Consider the following 17,019-nt stretch of genomic DNA (forward strand, 5'->3'; position numbering starts at 1 on the left):
CTGTAACGGCTGGTTCTTTATTTCCCCTGAAAGTCGGCGGCCCGTTTTTCGAGAAAAGCCTGCATACCTTCCTTTTGATCTTTACTGGCGAAACACTGGCCGAACTGTATAGCCTCATAACTGTTGGCACGATCCAGATCCATCTCCACCCCTGTATTGACCGTCTTTTTACATAACCGGATGGCTATCGGGCCTTTGGAAGCGATCTTTTTGGCCATTTCCCGGCAGGTCGCCATCAGCTGATCGGCCGGAACCACCCGATTTACCAAACCGATACGCAGTGCTTCCGCTGCATCGATAATATCACCGGTATAAAGCAGTTCAGAAGCCAGACCCTTGCCAATCAATCGTGGCAGTCGCTGGGTACCGCCAAAACCTGGAATGACCCCGAGATTAACCTCGGGCTGCCCGAATTTGGCATTTTCCGAGGCAATCCTGATATCGCATGCCAGGGACAGTTCACAACCGCCGCCTAAAGCAAAACCATTTACCGCAGCAATGACCGGTTGGGGCAGCTTTTCGATTGCTGTCATCACGGTGTGGCCAAGCCCGGCAAAGTCTGCAGCCGCCATAGCGTCGAGTTCCTGCATATAGGCGATATCTGCACCGGCAACAAAAGCCTTCTCTCCACCACCAGTCAGGACCACAGCTGTGATCTCCCTTGCCTTCTCCAGGAGACCGAAACAGTAAAGCAACTCCTGTAGGGTCTCATAGTTGAGGGCATTCAAGGCCTTTGGCCGGTCGATAGTTATTTGAGCTATCGCCCCATCTTTTTCGAAGCGGACGTTTTTCAATTCGGTCATACTATTCTCCTAGTACAGGTATTTCTCTTACACGAGACGTTCGGAATCCATGGAAAAACGCCAGGCGCAATGCCATTCTTCAGGATGTTCGTCCGGCGGACAACCAATGCACTCCGTCTGAATCCGGGCATCTATGGTCCTGGCGAAGTAGGTGTACTCCACCAATCCGGCAGATTTGCATGGATAATCGGCAAGCCCTTTGCGATTTCTTGCTTGCTGGACCCTACAGGCGTTCATCTGAAAAACAAAGCTGTTTTCTGTCTCTTCGCTGATCGACTGTTTATTAATGTTCGCATATACGCGAAACGCAAGGGCTCTTTTCAAGCCGTCCAACCCCGGCTTTCTGCCAAGATTCAGCTGATCCCGGATCATCTCCGCCTCAAATGGTGAGAAATGGGCCCAGCAAGAATCATTGCAACGTTTGGCTTCATTCATTCCTTCGGCAAATTCAATTGACTGGAACCATACGCCGTCGTTGGCCAGCCAGTTTTTTGCCATCCGTACCCGCAGCTCCTGAAGCTTTTCCGGTCCCATCTCAAACAGGGTGGAGGGAATACCCTCAACAAGATCAAAACCTAAAAGCGGTGCGAGATGCCTCAGCTGCATTTCACCGCTGATCCTGGCCGTTGCCTTTAACAGTTCCAACGCTTTTTCCTGTCCCATCTGGTGACATACCTCGTTATACCAGAGTGCGTGGTGGATGATCGTACGATGAAACAGATCGACCACGTAGTGAGCAGTCTGCCGCTGGTCCAGATCTTCAACACTGTTGACGTTCTCGTACATTGTCTTCTCCGTTAGGTATGTTTTTATATAATTCGGATCGTGTTATCTAATGTGGTAAGTGATTCAAGCCCCTGCTCCGTAACCAGGTGGGTATTTTCAATGCCGACCACGCCTTTACCGGGAAATATCGCTTTCGGTTCAAGGGCAATCACCATGCCGGCCGCCAACGGCAGGGTTTGTCCTTTGGCAATAAAGGGAAACTCGTCAAGTTCAAGCCCGACCCCATGACCGGTGAAGCGGATCTTACGATCACCGACTCCCATAAAGTTCTCCCCATACCCCTTTTTCTCGGCAAGTGCGATCATCTGTTCATAGAGATCCCCGGTCAACACTCCTGGTACCGCAAGTTTTTTCACCTCTTCCTGAATTGCAAGCATCGCCTCGTGTGCCTGCATCAGCTCATCTGGCAGCTGGCCAAGAGAGAATATCCTGGTATGGTCGGATAAATAGCCATTTAACGCAAAAACATAATCAACAAGAACAGGTTCATTACGTCCGATCTTCTTGTACCCTGCTCCCTGGCCGATCATGCTGCTCACCCCTTCCCCTCCGGTAGGTGAGGCGAGATAACTCGGTACAGCTGCAGAGGAACCGGACATCAGGTGCCCGTAAAACATCTCACTGCCCCAAAGACGCATACGGACAATACCCTGATGCCCGAGACTTCGTGCATACGCCTCGATTTCCCCAGCCAGCTGTACCTCGGTCTTACCCTCTACAAGAAGTTCAGGAACACGCAAGGCGACTTGGTCCGACAAAGCACAGGCCTTTCGTATTCGATCAATTTCATAGGACGACTTTACTGCCCTGACCAGCCGAATCTCGGTGGAAACGTCGACAATTTTGGCATCCGCGAAAATCTTCTGATACTGAGAGAAGAGATTCACCGGCAACACATCAAGCTCCATACCGAGTACAGAAGGCAGCACCAGGCCCATCAGTTGGAGCTGGTCCGGGATCTTTTTCGGGCTCACCAACGGGATCACATCAACGAGCTGCGACTCCTGTTTCGCCCGTTCAAACTCCTTGAAGACCATCAGGAGCGCCTCTCCGGTATCGGGGACATAAAGCCAGCCCTGCTGAGACGTTCCCGAAAAATAATAGAGGTCCGTCTTCTGCACGATCAACGCCGCCTGTACCTCTTTTTGCCGCAACCTTTCCTGCAGCTGAGCTATGCGCACCTCAAGTTCAGCTGCGGGCGTTGCCGATAGGTCGTACGTCATTTGCTGTGTCTCCTCGTTGAGATGCCAAGGCATGATACTTCATTGCCCACATCGAGAAACTTCAGGCTACGTTGAAGGATAGTTTTTTAGTAGGTGTAAAAACCTTTGCCGCTTTTTCGGCCAAGCCAACCGGCCTCAACATATTTTCTGAGCAGCGGACATGGACGGTATTTTGAATCCTTAAACCCATCATAGAGGGTTTCCATAATAGCCAGGCAGGTGTCAAGCCCAATGAGATCAGCCAGGGCCAGTGGCCCCATGGGATGATTCATGCCAAGCTTCATGACCGTATCGATATCTTCTTTTTTGCCGACACTCTGATACAGGCAGAAGATCGCCTCGTTGATCATCGGCATCAGAATTCGGTTGGCGATAAAACCAGGGAAGTCATTAGCCTCCGCCGGAGTCTTGCCGAATTTTTCGCAGAGTTGCCATGTTATTGAAAATGTTTCATCTGACGTCGCAAGACCGCGAATCACCTCCACCAGCTTCATCACCGGTACGGGATTCATGAAGTGCATACCAATCACCTTCTCCGGGCGGTCGGTCTGGGCAGCGATCCTGCCAATGGGAATGGAGGAGGTGTTAGTGCCGAGAATCACATGCGGTGGACAAATGCGGTCCAGCTCACGAAAAATACCAAACTTTAGCTCTTCTCGCTCAGTGGCAGCCTCTACCACATAATCGGCTGCTGCCATATCCTCAAGATTGGTCGTAATTTTCACCCGGGACAGGATCGCCTGGCCATCAGCCTGAGAAATTTTCTCTTTTTCCACCAGCCGATTCAAATTTTTACCTATTGCCGCAAGCCCCTTTTCGGCAAACTCCTGCTTAACATCACTCATCACCACCTGCAGACCACTTGCAGCAGCTACCTGGGCAATACCGTTACCCATCTGACCTGATCCGATAACTCCAAAGGTCTTGACTGTCATATTCTTTTTCTCTCCGTTATTCATTGTGGCTCTTTGTCATTTCATTGATACTCGCAGCACGTGTTCACGGTCTTCTGAGAATTAAAGCAACCGCTTCTCCTCCACCAAGACAGAGTGAGGCAAGTCCTCGATGTGCATCCCGGCGCTCCATCTCATAGAGAAGATCGGTCAGAATCCGTGCTCCGCTGGCCCCAATGGGATGCCCTATCGCCACACTGCCCCCGTTGACGTTAACCTTTGTGGTATCAAGCTCGAGAACCCGATTAATGGCAACCGAGGTTCCTGAAAACGCTTCGTTAATTTCAAAGAGATCGATATCGTTTATGGTAACACCCTCTTTTTTCAACACTTTGGGGATAGCATAGATGGGTGCCATCAACACATATTTCAGTTCGATACCGTGGGATGCCTGCGCTCCCACTTCAGCCATGATCTTGCAACCAAGCTGCTCGGCCTTTTCTCTGCTCATCAACACCAGGGCGGCGGCGCCGTCACTGATAATTGAAGCATTACCGGCAGTACCCACACCATCCTTTTTGAAGGCCGGACGCATCTTGGCAAGCGTTGCGTAATCGGTGGGCTGTACACACTCATCCCGGGTAAACATCTTTGGTTCCTTTCCCCGTTGCGGGATGGGCACCGGTACAATCTGGGCATCGAAATAACCTTTCTCCTGCCCTGCCTGTGCCTTGGCATACGACTCGGCAGCAAAGCGATCCTGATCTTCACGGTTAACCTTCCAGTTCTCGCAGATAAGCTCGTTGGACATCCCCATATGAAAATCATTGACCACATCCCAAAGCCCGTCGTGAACCATATGATCTTCGATTTTACCCGGCCCCATTCGATGGCCCCACCGTGCTTTTTCCATATAGTACGGAGCCATGCTCATGTTTTCCATGCCTCCCGCCACCACCACATCAGCATCACCACACTGGATTGCCTGGGCTGCCAACATGACCGTCTTCAACGAGGAGCCACAAACCTTATTGACGGTGATAGCCTCAACAAGATCGGGCAGACCTGCTTTAATCGCCGCCTGCTTTGCTGGGTTCTGGCCATAACCACAGGGAAGTACCATGCCCATGATACACTCGTTGACTTCGCTGTCCTCGATACAGGCACGCTTGATTGCTTCCCGGATGACATGGCCGCCAAGGTCTGTGGCGCCAATGTTTGCAAGAGAGCCGCCAAAACTGCCTAGTGGTGTACGAACCGCGCTGACAATTACTGCCTGTTTCATAGTGAGTCCCTCTGTTGGTGATGGCCCGGCAGAAGATAGTGCCGCTGCCCGCTGACCATGTTGTTGCTGCGTTTAGATTATCCCAATAGCCCGAGCTACCTGAATCCTACTGGAAAATACCTCTTGATTCTTGTTAAAAATGGTTGTTTAATCAATCAAAAGCAAAGGCGACCAAGCGCTCACTCGCTACACGTTTGATGTTTACGTAATCCCTCTTGTTTGTCAATCTTTTTCCGTGAATGGCATGCACTTTTCATGTCAGGAAAATCGTTGTCCGGCCGGAAGCGATGAATGTCAACACTGTAGCGCGGATGGAGCACACGCAATATAATTTTCCCTCATTACCTTTGCTCATTCAATGAGGATGAAATCCCGGAAGAACAGATCTTCAGGGAACCAGCAGCAGTGGATAATGGTATCAGACTTTCCGATTTAACCGCGGAGTTCTGATCCTTTTTTGTAAAGAGTAAAGAAAATTGTTTTGACAAAGCGTCTGATTTGCTTTCTAGTTGCAGAATAAACCGACCGAGCGCTCGGTAAAGATAGTTTTGGCTGTTAGGCGGCGTGGCCTTAAACAGGCCCTGGAGTGCATCTCTAATCTGAACCCCAAGGAGTCCCTATGAGCATGGTAAGTCTGTACAAAGAGGTCATGGATCTCAACATGATGGAAGATAACGACCAGAAGGAGGCTAAGGCCAAAGCGTTTTTCGACAAACTTAATGCCATGACCCTCCCCGACACATTCAACTGGGCCGAGGAGATTTTTGAAGGACTGCACCTACAGGAGCGTCCGAATCAGACAGCACTTATCTGGGCCGATATCCACACCGGAGAAAGCAAGAAATACACCTACAAAGAATTCGCAGCCCACGGCAATCAATGTCTTAACAGGCTCGCCAAGGCCGGCGTCACGATTGGTAACAATATGTATATGATGACACCAATTGTGCCCGAAACCTGGTTTGCCAGCTATGCCTGTGTCAAAGGTGGTATTATTGCTGTTCCTACCGCCACCACCATGACCGTCCGCGAGATGAAGTTCCGTTTTGAAACCTACCAGCCGGACTGCATTATTGCCGACCAGATCTACACCGACATTATGGACGAGGCCCTGGCGCTCACAGGTATGGAGCCAAAGATCAAACTGGTATTAGGCGAAAAGGAAGGCTGGGTCAGTTATCGTCAACTCACCGATGAACCCACTGAGGCGAAAGCCGCCAAAACCGGCTCTAAAGATCTGCTGTTCTGCTTCTTCACATCCGGAACCACCGGGCTGCCCAAGCGGGTCGGCCATACTGCCACATCGTATCCTCTCGGCCATCTCTCTACTTCAGTGATGATAGGTATCCGTCCGGATGACGTACACCACAACCTGAGCGCTCCAGGCTGGGCCAAATGGGCCTGGTCGAGCTTTTTTGCTCCGTTAAACGTCGGCGCCACTGCCACCGGTTTCAACTTTAAAGCTCTGGACGGTCCGAAGTATCTTGAGACCGTGGCTACCCAAAAAGTCTCAACCTTTTGTGCGCCACCTACCGCCTGGCGATTATTCATTAACCAGGATATCTCCAAATATGATTTTTCGGCTCTCAGACAATCCATCGGCGCAGGTGAACCGCTGAATCCCGAGGTAATCAGCAAATGGAAAAAGCTGACCGGCACCGAGATTCGCGATTTCTACGGCCAGACCGAATCAACCGCCATGATCGGCAACGCTCCCTGGATGAACGGCAAGATGCGCAGCGGCTCCTTCGGTAGCCCTTCTTTCATGTATGACGCGACCCTCGTTGATGATGACGGCAAAGAAATCACCAGCCCTGACGAACCTGGCCATATCGTGGTCCGCCTCGACCGATGGCGCGCCATTGGCCTTTTCACCGAATATATCGGCACACCGGAAAAGATGGCCAGCGTTTTCAGAGACAACTACTATTACACCGGCGATAAGGCGTCCATCGATCCGGACGGCTACTGGTGGTTTGTCGGCCGCAGCGATGATGTTATCAAGTCCTCGGATTTCAGGATCGGCCCCTTCGAGGTGGAAAGCGCCCTGATCGAGCACGATTCTGTAGGTGAATCAGCCGTCGTTGGTGTACCCGACCCGAAACGCCACCAGTTGGTCAAAGCCTTCGTCATCTTAAAAGCCGGCTACGAGCCTTCGCGCGAGATGGCACTTGAACTGTTCAAGCACACCATCAATATCCTGGCAAAATTCAAGATTCCACGAATTATCGAGTTCGTTCCGGAATTACCCAAAACCCTGAGCGGCAAGATCAGGCGTGTTGAACTTCGCCAAAATGAGACGGATCGTCCCGACGCAGGCAAAGCCGGTGAACGAAAAGAATACTATTACTGGGAATTCCCGGAATTGAGTTCCAGTAAAAAAGAGTAATCATCACAGGGGATCATCCCGCATCCGGTCGGTAGTACCAACCGGCCCCTGAGCCACCGCCCACTGGAACAGCACCCAGGCCGACAACTCCTCCGCCGGGTGCGGGATGGTTTTGCAGGACACAACAGGACTCTTCGGAGCAGATGCCATGAATTTCGATTTAACAGAAGAACAGAAACTGATTAAGGACATGGTCCGCGAGTTTGCGGAAAATGAAATTGCCCCGTCTGCCAGCGAGCGCGATGAAGAAGAACGTTTCGACCGCGGTCTCATGTTTGATAAACTCGGGGAGCTCGGTCTGACTGGTATCGTTTTCCCTGAAGAGTATGGCGGTGCCGGTGCTGACTATATCAGCTATGCTATCGCTGTTGAAGAGCTCTCCCGGGTCTGTGCCTCCACCGGTGTGACCCTTTCTGCTCACCTATCGCTTGGCAGCAACCCGATTTATCTGTTTGGCACCGAGACTCAGAAACAGAAATTTCTCACCCCCATGGCAAAAGGCGAGAAGATGGGCGCTTTCGGTCTCACCGAGCCAGCCGCAGGCTCCGATGCTGGTGGCACCAAGACCACGGCTAGGCGTGAAGGTGACAGCTGGATTTTAAACGGCACCAAGATTTTTATTACCAACGCCGGTGAAGCCGAAATATATGTGGTTATGGCCCGCACCGACAAGGATGCTCAAAAGCATCACGGCATCAGCGCCTTTATCGTCGAAAAAGGAACGCCGGGTTTTTCCTTTGGTAAAAAGGAAAAAAAGATGGGCATCCGCTCCTCTCCCACCATGGAATTGGTCTTTGAGAACTGCCAGATTCCAGCCGACAATATGCTCGGTAAAGAAGGTGAAGGTTTTAAAGTGGCCATGAAGACCCTTGATGGCGGCCGTATCGGCATCGCCGCCCAGGCACTGGGTATTGCCCAGGGCGCGCTTGAAGCCGCGGTCAACTACGCCAAGGAACGAAAACAATTCGACAATCCGATCGCCAGCTTTCAGGGCATCATGTTCCAGCTGGCCGATATGGCCTGTATGGTTGAATCAGCCAGATTACTCGTCTATCAGGCAGCGTATAAAGCCAGCAACGGTCAGTCTTACACCCAGGCCTCCGCTATGGCCAAACTGGTTGCCAGCGAAACAGCCATGAAGGTCTCGACCCAGGCGGTTCAGGTGCTGGGCGGCTACGGTTACACCCGTGAGTTCCCGGTGGAACGAATGATGCGCGATGCCAAGATTACCGAGATTTATGAAGGAACCAGCGAGATCCAGAGGCTTGTTATCGGCACCAACCTGACCCGCTGACAGCCAAGATGATTGCCTTGTTGTAACCGATGACTATTCTTTAAGATTATACAGCAGCAAGCAGCAGAACAACATTATTCAACCCTGACAGATGGGGACGCTATGAAAATACTGGTATGCATAAAACAGGTTCCGGACATGGAATCCCGATTCAAAGTCGACAGCGCAGGCACCTGGTACGACACCACAGAACTCGTATGGCGCATGAACGAATACGATGAGTATGGGGTCGAGCAGGCCGTACAGTTGAAGGAACAGACTGGCGGCGATTTGACGGTCCTCTGTATCGGCCCTGATCGGGTCAAGGAAACCATGAAGAAAGCGCTGGCCATGGGCTGTGATCGAGGCGCCCACGTCAACGACCCGGATTATGCCACCCGCGACCCATTTGAGATAGGTGCGATTATTGCTGAGTACGCTAGTGATAAAGGTTTTGACGTGATCTTTACCGGCATGCAGTCCCAGGATCGAGGGAGCGCTCAGGTTGGCGTGCTCGTTTCTGAATTACTGGGAATTCCCGCCGTCACCACCATCGTCGATTTTGTCCTTGAAGGCTCCACCGTCAACGTTAAGCGGGAACTGGAAGGTGGCATCAAGGCCAAAGTCTCTGTAACTCTTCCCGCCCTCTTCACTTGCCAGCTTGGCCTCAATACCCCGCGCTACCCTACCCTGCCAAACATTATGAAGGCCAAGAAAAAGGAACTGCTCTCGATACCGGTTCAAGACCTCCTAAAGGTTGCCTTCCGCCTTGAGACCGTGTCCATGCAATTGCCTGAAAAGAAAGGTGGCGGCTTGGTACTCGAAGGAGATGCCGGTGAATTGGCCGATAAACTGATTACGATACTCAAAGAAAAGACCGGCGTTCTCGCCAAGTAAACGGGTGCTGATATGAAAGCGTTACTTATAGCCGAATCACGAGAAGGAAAAGTGCTTGGCAGCTGCAGTGAGTTAGTTGCCTTTGCCCAAAAAGCCGGAAGCGACAGCGTCATGTTCATGGTTGGCACGGATAGCAACTTGCCTGCCTACGATGGCACCATTTATTTAGCCGATGCAGCCAAATATGGCGAATATAATCCGGCGGTGCATAAGCAATTGATTCTTGACGTGGTGACCAAAGAAAAGCCAGACATGATCGTCTTCAGCCACTCTTCCTATGGTTGGGATCTCGCCCCCCGGGTGGCATTTGCCCTGGAGGCAGCCCAGTTTTCCGAAGTCGCGGATATCGTTGATGGCGACCCGGTTGTTCCTGCCTGCAACTCCAAACTGAGAAGGCGCCTGAAAGCGAAATCGACCGTCAAGGTGCTGACCCTGCAGGCTGGAGCCTTCAGCCTGGCTGAACCCATTACTGCCAGCCCGAATGTTGAGAAGATTGATACCGATACCGCCGGCAAGGTGACCTTTCTCGGTTACGAAGAGGCCCCCAAAGGTGGTGTTGATCTCGGTAAAGCCGCAATCATCGTCAGCGCTGGGCGCGGCGTCGGCGGTAAAGACAATATCCCCATGGTTGCCGCACTCGCCAAGGCGCTTGGGGGGGAATACGGTGCAAGTCGTCCGGTGGTTGATGCTGAGTGGGTCGAACATGCTCGCCAGGTGGGAACAACAGGCCAGACCGTTTCGCCAAAACTCTATGTCGCCTGCGGTATTTCCGGAGCCATCCAACATCTGGCCGGCATGAAGAAATCGGAATTCATCGTGGCAATCAATACCGACAAGGATGCCCCTATCGGCGAGGTAGCCGATGTACTGGTAGTGGCTGATGTAAAACAGTTTTTACCTGCACTGACCGAGCGACTGCAGGCAGGGTGAGCGATGACAGCATCGCTGCTACGGGAAGTATTTTTCTTCTCCAGCAATGCTGCCCGCCAGAGCCGGGGTGGGGTGCAATTCCTCACGTAAGGAGGTTTTTCTTTTGTTCTTTCCAAATATTGTATAGATTAGCCGTTGATAGTGCTTTCAGCTCTTCTTGAGGTAAATCAGGACAATACAGGCATATAAATGAGAACAAAAGAAAACGAAGTCAAAGAGGTAGCCACCCAGATCAAAAACCAGGATCTGGTCAAAGAACGTCGACGGCAGATTGTCGATGCGGCCGTTAAGCTGTTCATAAAACACGGCTACCATAAAACCACCACACGGCTCCTCGCCAAGGCTACGGGTCTCTCCATCGGCACAATGTACGATTACATCTCCACCAAGGAGGATGTTCTTTATCTCGTCTGCGTGGCAATCCACGCAGAGGTAGAAGAGGGAGTGAAAGAGGCACTGGCACGACCACTCAAGGGCAAGGATGCCCTCGCCGAAGTGATTCGGGAATATTTTCTGGTCTGTGACAGGATGAGCGACCATGTGCTGCTCATGTACCAGGTTACCCACTTTCTTTCACCAAAATGGCAGCAAAAGGTACTGGAAGCCGAAATCGGGATCACAGATTTGTTTATTTCGGCCATGCATCAGATCAAGAAAACAGGAACACTGCCGGAACTTGAAGACGACACTATCAGCCTGATTGGCCATAATATTTCCGTTATCGGACATACCTGGGCCTTTCGCCGCTGGTATTTTGCCAAGCATTTCACGATAGAGAAATACATCGAACAGCAGACAGACTTTATCATGAGCTTTCTCGCCAAGAAGAAGGCCTCGGTACACAACTGACCGATCCTTTTTCACAGTCGGGGTTCTTGCCCTTCTGCAATCGTTCTGGATTTCCTATCTGAAGCCAGCCTGGTCACCAGCGCTGAATATTTACCGCTATAGGAGAAACCATGAACGCGAGCGTTGAAGTGTACACCCCGAAACACAGTATCCGAATCATCACCGCCACCTCACTTTTCGACGGTCACGACGCATCCACCAATATCATGCGGCGGATTCTGCAGGACTCGGGTGTCGAAGTCATTCATCTTGCACACAATCGCTCGGTTCAGGAACTGGTTGACACCGCCATCGAAGAAGACGCTCACGGCATCGCCATGTCCAGTTATCAGGGCGGGCATATGGAGTCGTTCAAGTACATGATCGACCTCTTAAAAGAACGGGACGCAGCCCACATCAAGGTATTCGGTGGTGGAGGCGGCGTTATCGTGGCCGACGAGATACGTGAGCTGGAAGAGTACGGGGTCACCAAGATCTATTCGCCGGAAGACGGTGCCTCCATGGGGTTACAGGGTATGATCAATCATATGATATCCTGCATGGACTTCGCTACCACCAGTTTTGCTGACCTTGCTCCCGACAGACTGCACTATACTGACAAGAAAGAGATCGCCAAATTCATTAGCATGGCCCAGGAGACCAAGAGCCATGGCGGTAATCTCGCTGAATTGATGGCCATGATCGAACCGCTGGCCACCAAGTACGATCCCCCTGTCATTGGCATCACCGGCACTGGCGGCGCCGGCAAATCGTCGCTTACCGACGAACTGCTGCTCAGATTTCTTAACGACCTCGAAGATCTCAACATCGCCATTGTCTGCTGCGATCCTTCCCGGCGTAAAACAGGCGGAGCACTCTTGGGCGATCGTATCCGGATGAATGCCATCACCGGTTCCGACCGGGTCTATATGCGCAGTCTTGCCACCCGCGATTCTGCCAACGAGGTTTCAGAGTCTCTACCTGAAGCCATCCGGATCTTAAAGGCTGCAGGCTTTGATCTGATCATCGCCGAAACCGCCGGTATCGGTCAGGGCGACTCACGGATAACCGACCTTGCCGACATCTCCATGTATGTCATGACCAGCGAATATGGGGCGCCGTCCCAGCTGGAAAAGATCGACATGCTCGACTATGCGGATATCATCGTCATCAACAAGTTTGAAAAGAAAGGCGGTGACGACGCCATTCGTGACGTTCGCAAGCAGGTGATGCGTAACCGCAAGGCCTGGGACACCAAACCTGAAGATTTCCCGGTTTACGGCACTATCGCTTCCAAATTCAACGACGACGGGGTTACCGCACTCTATCACGGCATTGTTGAACTGCTCAATTCGAAAATGGGTATGGGCCTTAAACCGCAACTGCCCAAGCCAAAAGAGAAGGTGCCCTCATCAAAAGCCATTGTCATCCCGGCCAATCGCATACGGTACCTGGCTGAAATAGCCGACACGGTCCGAGGTTATCATAACGAAACGCTGCAACAGGCTGAAGCCGTGCGGCAACTCTGGCATGTGCAGGAATCGATCAATCTCCTGGAAACAAAAGACGAGGCAGCGATTGCTGATAGTATCGCAACCCTGAAAACCGAGGCTGAGCAGCTGAACCAGGCGGTCGATAGAGAAACAGAAAAAACGCTTTCAGCCTGGCAGGAATGCCGCAAGGCGTATTCAGGCGATGAACTGGTCTATCAGGTGCGAGGCAAGGAGATCAGGGTTCCCTTGTATACCAAATCGCTCTCCCACTCAAAGATTCCGAAGATCGCACTGCCGAAAATCACCGATCCGGGCGATACGCTGGTATTCTTGAGAAAAGAGAACCTGCCGGGATTCTTCCCCTTCACTGGCGGCGTCTTCCCCCTAAAACGTACCGGTGAAGACCCGACCCGGATGTTTGCCGGTGAAGGCGGTCCTGGCCAGACTAACCAGCGCTTCAAACTGCTGTCGGCCAACTATGAGGCGAAGCGGCTCTCCACCGCCTTCGATTCGGTCACCCTTTATGGCTGGGATCCCGCAGAGCGACCCGACATTTATGGTAAGATCGGCACCTCCGGTGTCTCTATCTGTACCCTCGATGATGTAAAGCTGCTCTATGACGGGTTTGATCTGTGCGCCCCCACCACTTCGGTTTCCATGACCATTAACGGCCCGGCACCGATTATTCTGGCAATGTTCATGAATACTGCCATTGACCAGCAGCTCGACCGGTTCGCCGAAGAACATGGGCGACGTCCAGATGAGACTGAAGCCGGTAAAATCCGGACCGATGTGCTGGCCAATGTCCGTGGTACGGTTCAGGCGGATATCCTCAAAGAGGACCAGGGCCAGAACACCTGTATCTTCTCTATCGAGTTTGCCCTGAAGATGATGGGTGATATTCAGGAGTTCTTCATCAAGAACAGGGTGAGAAATTTCTACTCGGTCTCTGTCTCCGGCTATCATATCGCCGAAGCAGGTGCCAACCCGATCACCCAGCTAGCCCTGACCCTTTCCAACGGTTTCACCTATGTCGAGTACTATCTCTCGCGCGGCATGGATATCAATGAGATCGCTCCCAACCTCTCCTTCTTCTTCTCCAACGGTATGGATCCGGAATACACTGTGATCGGCCGGGTAGCTCGCCGCATCTGGGCAGTGGCCATGAAAGAGCGGTATGGGGCAACCGAACGCGGGCAGAAGCTGAAATACCATATCCAGACTTCAGGGCGTTCTCTGCACTGCCAGGAAATCCAGTTCAATGATATCCGCACCACCCTGCAAGCGCTCTGTGCTATCTATGACAACTGCAACAGCCTGCACACCAACGCCTATGACGAAGCGATCACCACCCCGAGTTCCGAATCGGTCCGGCGCGCACTGGCCATTCAGCTGATCATTAACCGGGAATGGGGTTTGGCGAAGAACGAGAACATGAATCAGGGCAGCTACATTGTCGATGAACTCACCGATCTGGTGGAAGAGGCTGTTCTCTCTGAGTTTGAACGAATCAGCGACCGTGGCGGCGTACTCGGCGCCATGGAGACCGGCTATCAGCGCAGCCGCATCCAGGAAGAGTCCCTCTACTATGAGCGGCTCAAACACTCCGGTGAATATCCGATCATCGGCGTCAACACCTTCAGGAATCCAGACGTCAACTCCGACGAAGCTAACGCCAGCCTGGAATTGGCCAGGGCCACCGACGATGTAAAACAGGATCAACTGCGAAGACTGGCTACCTTCCACGCCAGACATGCCGACACGTCAGCAGAGGAACTGAAGAAACTGAAACAAGTGGCCCTCACGGGCGGCAATATCTTTGCCCAGATGATGGAAACAGTACGCCACTGCAGCCTCGGCCAGATCACCTCTGCCCTGTATGAGGCAGGAGGCCAGTATCGGCGGAATATGTAGAGTTTAAGGAAATACACCTTATAAGGGCAAGAAGGTGAGCGTTATTGGCTCACCTTCATTTTTGTTGGGTCCTTTCGGGCTATCTTTGAAGAATCTTCTGCAGAACTTCAGCCACCTGTTCAACCATGTATGGCTTTTTCAATATTGCTGAAAAACCAAAACTTGCGCAATCAGCCATGATGGGGCTGTCGGCATAACCACTGGAGGCAATGAGCTTAGCTTCAGGGTTCATCATGGCAAGTCGTCGAGCCACCTCTTCTCCACCCATACCGCCTGGAATGGTCAAATCAAGGATCACCACATCAAAGGCGGCGTCTGCGGCCAAGGCTTCCTGATATCGCGCCAACAACGATTCTCCGTCTGCGGCGGTCTCCACGGTATAACCCAAATGGACGAGAATGGCTTCCCCGACCTCCCGGATTGTCTCATCGTCATCCATCAGTAAAACCCGCCCACAGGAATCCGGTCTATCTATTGTGCCTACCGATGGTGCCAGTGCCACCTGTTCACAAGCCGGCAAGAATATCCTGAATGTCACACCACAGTCGGGATTTTGGTCAACCGTAATCTTCCCGTTATGTTTGGTGACAATCGTATGCGCCATTGCCAGCCCAAGCCCTTCGCCTTTTGCTTTGGTAGTGAAATATGGATCGAAAATTTTGTCGATAATATCGGGCGAAATTCCCGGGCCGGTATCGCTAAAGTCAATTCTGACATACTTCCCAGGAGAGAGATCATTTACAACAGAATGATTTTCATGAGTATAATTTACTGCGGAAACAGCCAGCACACCACCGTCCGGCATAACCTGTTTGGCGTTGATAGCGAGATTATGGAACACTTGACTCAGCTGCCCACCATCCGCTTTGACATGGTACAGATCACCATCGAGACAAATCATTGTTTTTACCGCCGAACCTTGAAGTGAAAAGGTAACCGATTCCCGTAAAACCTCCTCAACAGCAATCACACTTCGCACGGGATCACCGCCTTTCGAGAATGTCAGCAATTGCTGGGTCAGCGAGGTAGCACGGGATGTTGCCTTGACCGCAGAGTCCAGTAGTGCGTAGTTCGGATTACCGCTTGCTGCCTGATACTGCAGAAGCGAAAGACTGCCCATAATGCCGGTAAGCAGATTATTGAAGTCATGGGCGATTCCACCGGCAAGTACCCCAAGAGACTCCAGTTTTTCAACCCGCTTACGTTCTTCGTCGATCTGTTTTCTCTCAGTAATATCGGTTGCTATCTGCAGACGAACTTTCCGTCTGTCCACCCAGGTAATCACCTGTTCCTGCAGGATGTACCATCGTTTCAAAACAGGATCAAAACAGGAGACACTTTTCACGTCCCTGTTGCTCTCAGGATCAGCTTTTGCCTCACCATCCTCAACTAAATCATCACAACCAAGCGGGGCAAACAAATGGTAATGCAGCGAACTTTGCTGGCCTTCAACCAGCAACGCATTGAGCCGGTCGTTCAGGAAAATCGTTTCATCCCGATTGAGAGATACGACCTGGATAGCGAGGTCCATACTGTCAAGGATGGTGACCAGGGCCTCATTGGAGGCTTGAAGTGCCTGCTGTGCACTCTTTCGATGACTGATCTCCTCCTGAAGCTTGACAGTACGCTGTTCTACCAGTTCTTCCAGATGGTGGCGGTACTGTTCAAGTTCCCGGTGAATACGATTACGCTCGGTAACATCGGTATTGGCAAAAACGAAGCCATGCACGATACCTTCATCATTTTCCACCGGATAGACTCGGGAAACCATTTCCCGGGTCTCACCAGATTTACAGGTATACGTCAGATCCAGGTTAGAAAAGCTCTTGGTCTTTCGACCCTGCAACACTACCTGTTCAATGAATGAGTACTGGTCGTGATCCTGCAGCAGTAACCGGTAATGACTGCCAATTATAGAAGTATCGTATTGAAAGGTGGAAAAACAGGCGGGATTCCAGGTGGTGATATTCCCCTTCCTGTTAATTGAAAAGATGGCATTTGGTGAATTATCAACAGCCTGTCGAAAATGGTCGAGAACCTGCTCACGTTTTTTCAGTTGATGTAACAGGTTCTCGTTTTTCTCCCTTGCAAGGTTAAGTTCCTCACGAAGAGAAACAACCTCTGCATAGACAGGATCGTGATCAAATGACATGGAGCTACTCTGCAAACGGTGCCGGGATACAACGATACAGCCAGGGCAAAGCGTGTATCGACAGAAACGCGATGTATGACAGCCTACAACATATCGTGTATCCTATCGACGTTCAACAGATAAATATACCACTCCGTAGCACAATGCGGACAG

General features: G+C 51.6%; 12 protein-coding genes. 6 read left to right on the plus strand and 6 right to left on the minus strand.

The genetic code is table 11. The annotated features are described in order from the left end of the window. Positions 1–17: 17 nt before the first annotated feature. The 5 genes from BUF15_RS14510 to BUF15_RS14530 all read right to left on the minus strand — a co-directional run bounded on the left by BUF15_RS14510 (position 18) and on the right by BUF15_RS14530 (position 4,990). Positions 18–803 (minus strand): enoyl-CoA hydratase-related protein, encoded by a 786-nt coding sequence (locus BUF15_RS14510; RefSeq protein ID WP_073614287.1) that lies wholly within the window; start codon positions 801–803, stop codon positions 18–20. Positions 804–830: 27 nt separating this feature from the next. Continuing rightward, on the minus strand, positions 831–1,589 hold the full coding sequence (locus BUF15_RS14515) for a DUF6125 family protein (protein WP_073614288.1): 759 nt from the start codon (positions 1,587–1,589) through the stop codon (positions 831–833). Positions 1,590–1,612: 23 nt separating this feature from the next. After that, entirely contained in the window at positions 1,613–2,812 is a 1,200-nt protein-coding gene (locus BUF15_RS14520) for a M24 family metallopeptidase (protein ID WP_073614289.1), read from the minus strand. Positions 2,813–2,898: 86 nt separating this feature from the next. Then, positions 2,899–3,747: a 3-hydroxybutyryl-CoA dehydrogenase gene (locus BUF15_RS14525; protein ID WP_073614340.1), complete on the minus strand. Its 849-nt coding sequence runs from the start codon at positions 3,745–3,747 to the stop codon at positions 2,899–2,901. A gap of 64 nt (positions 3,748–3,811) precedes the next feature. Continuing rightward, positions 3,812–4,990, minus strand: a complete 1,179-nt coding sequence (locus BUF15_RS14530) for an acetyl-CoA C-acetyltransferase (RefSeq protein ID WP_073614290.1) — start codon at positions 4,988–4,990, stop codon at positions 3,812–3,814. Between the two features lie 619 nt (positions 4,991–5,609). Between BUF15_RS14530 and BUF15_RS14535 the strand changes: the two genes are divergently transcribed. The 6 genes from BUF15_RS14535 to icmF all read left to right on the plus strand — a co-directional run bounded on the left by BUF15_RS14535 (position 5,610) and on the right by icmF (position 14,714). Further along, positions 5,610–7,379, plus strand: coding sequence for an acetate--CoA ligase (locus BUF15_RS14535; RefSeq protein ID WP_073614291.1), 1,770 nt, complete (start codon positions 5,610–5,612; stop codon positions 7,377–7,379). 148 nt (positions 7,380–7,527) lie between these two features. After that, a complete protein-coding gene (locus BUF15_RS14540; protein WP_073614292.1) occupies positions 7,528–8,673 on the plus strand; it encodes an acyl-CoA dehydrogenase in 1,146 nt (381 codons plus the stop codon). A 102-nt stretch (positions 8,674–8,775) separates the two neighbouring features. Next, a complete protein-coding gene (locus BUF15_RS14545) occupies positions 8,776–9,549 on the plus strand; it encodes an electron transfer flavoprotein subunit beta/FixA family protein (RefSeq protein ID WP_073614293.1) in 774 nt (257 codons plus the stop codon). A 12-nt stretch (positions 9,550–9,561) separates the two neighbouring features. Beyond that, entirely contained in the window at positions 9,562–10,479 is a 918-nt protein-coding gene (locus tag BUF15_RS14550; protein ID WP_073614294.1) for an electron transfer flavoprotein subunit alpha/FixB family protein, read from the plus strand. A gap of 189 nt (positions 10,480–10,668) precedes the next feature. Then, a complete protein-coding gene (locus BUF15_RS14555; RefSeq protein WP_073614295.1) occupies positions 10,669–11,328 on the plus strand; it encodes a TetR/AcrR family transcriptional regulator in 660 nt (219 codons plus the stop codon). Positions 11,329–11,438: 110 nt separating this feature from the next. Continuing rightward, a complete protein-coding gene (icmF, locus tag BUF15_RS14560) occupies positions 11,439–14,714 on the plus strand; it encodes a fused isobutyryl-CoA mutase/GTPase IcmF (protein WP_073614296.1) in 3,276 nt (1,091 codons plus the stop codon). Positions 14,715–14,793: 79 nt separating this feature from the next. On the opposite strand, the gene BUF15_RS14565 is transcribed toward icmF, so the two are convergent. Further along, complete coding sequence (locus BUF15_RS14565; RefSeq protein WP_073614298.1) at positions 14,794–16,866, minus strand: PAS domain-containing hybrid sensor histidine kinase/response regulator; 2,073 nt, start codon at positions 16,864–16,866, stop codon at positions 14,794–14,796. Positions 16,867–17,019: the final 153 nt, after the last annotated feature.

It is taken from the genome of Desulfopila aestuarii DSM 18488 (genome assembly GCF_900143695.1).
Classification (GTDB): Bacteria; Desulfobacterota; Desulfobulbia; order Desulfobulbales; family Desulfocapsaceae; genus Desulfopila; species Desulfopila aestuarii.

Coding starts and splice junctions, on each gene's coding strand:
- BUF15_RS14565 (WP_073614298.1), bottom strand. CDS start 16,866: ATGTCATTTGATCACGATCCTGTCTATGCAGAGGTTGTTTCTCTTCGT.
- BUF15_RS14535 (WP_073614291.1), top strand. CDS start 5,610: ATGAGCATGGTAAGTCTGTACAAAGAGGTCATGGATCTCAACATGATG.
- BUF15_RS14515 (WP_073614288.1), bottom strand. CDS start 1,589: ATGTACGAGAACGTCAACAGTGTTGAAGATCTGGACCAGCGGCAGACT.
- BUF15_RS14550 (WP_073614294.1), top strand. CDS start 9,562: ATGAAAGCGTTACTTATAGCCGAATCACGAGAAGGAAAAGTGCTTGGC.
- BUF15_RS14540 (WP_073614292.1), top strand. CDS start 7,528: ATGAATTTCGATTTAACAGAAGAACAGAAACTGATTAAGGACATGGTC.
- BUF15_RS14520 (WP_073614289.1), bottom strand. CDS start 2,812: ATGACGTACGACCTATCGGCAACGCCCGCAGCTGAACTTGAGGTGCGC.
- BUF15_RS14555 (WP_073614295.1), top strand. CDS start 10,669: ATGAGAACAAAAGAAAACGAAGTCAAAGAGGTAGCCACCCAGATCAAA.
- BUF15_RS14510 (WP_073614287.1), bottom strand. CDS start 803: ATGACCGAATTGAAAAACGTCCGCTTCGAAAAAGATGGGGCGATAGCT.
- BUF15_RS14530 (WP_073614290.1), bottom strand. CDS start 4,990: ATGAAACAGGCAGTAATTGTCAGCGCGGTTCGTACACCACTAGGCAGT.
- BUF15_RS14525 (WP_073614340.1), bottom strand. CDS start 3,747: ATGACAGTCAAGACCTTTGGAGTTATCGGATCAGGTCAGATGGGTAAC.
- icmF (WP_073614296.1), top strand. CDS start 11,439: ATGAACGCGAGCGTTGAAGTGTACACCCCGAAACACAGTATCCGAATC.
- BUF15_RS14545 (WP_073614293.1), top strand. CDS start 8,776: ATGAAAATACTGGTATGCATAAAACAGGTTCCGGACATGGAATCCCGA.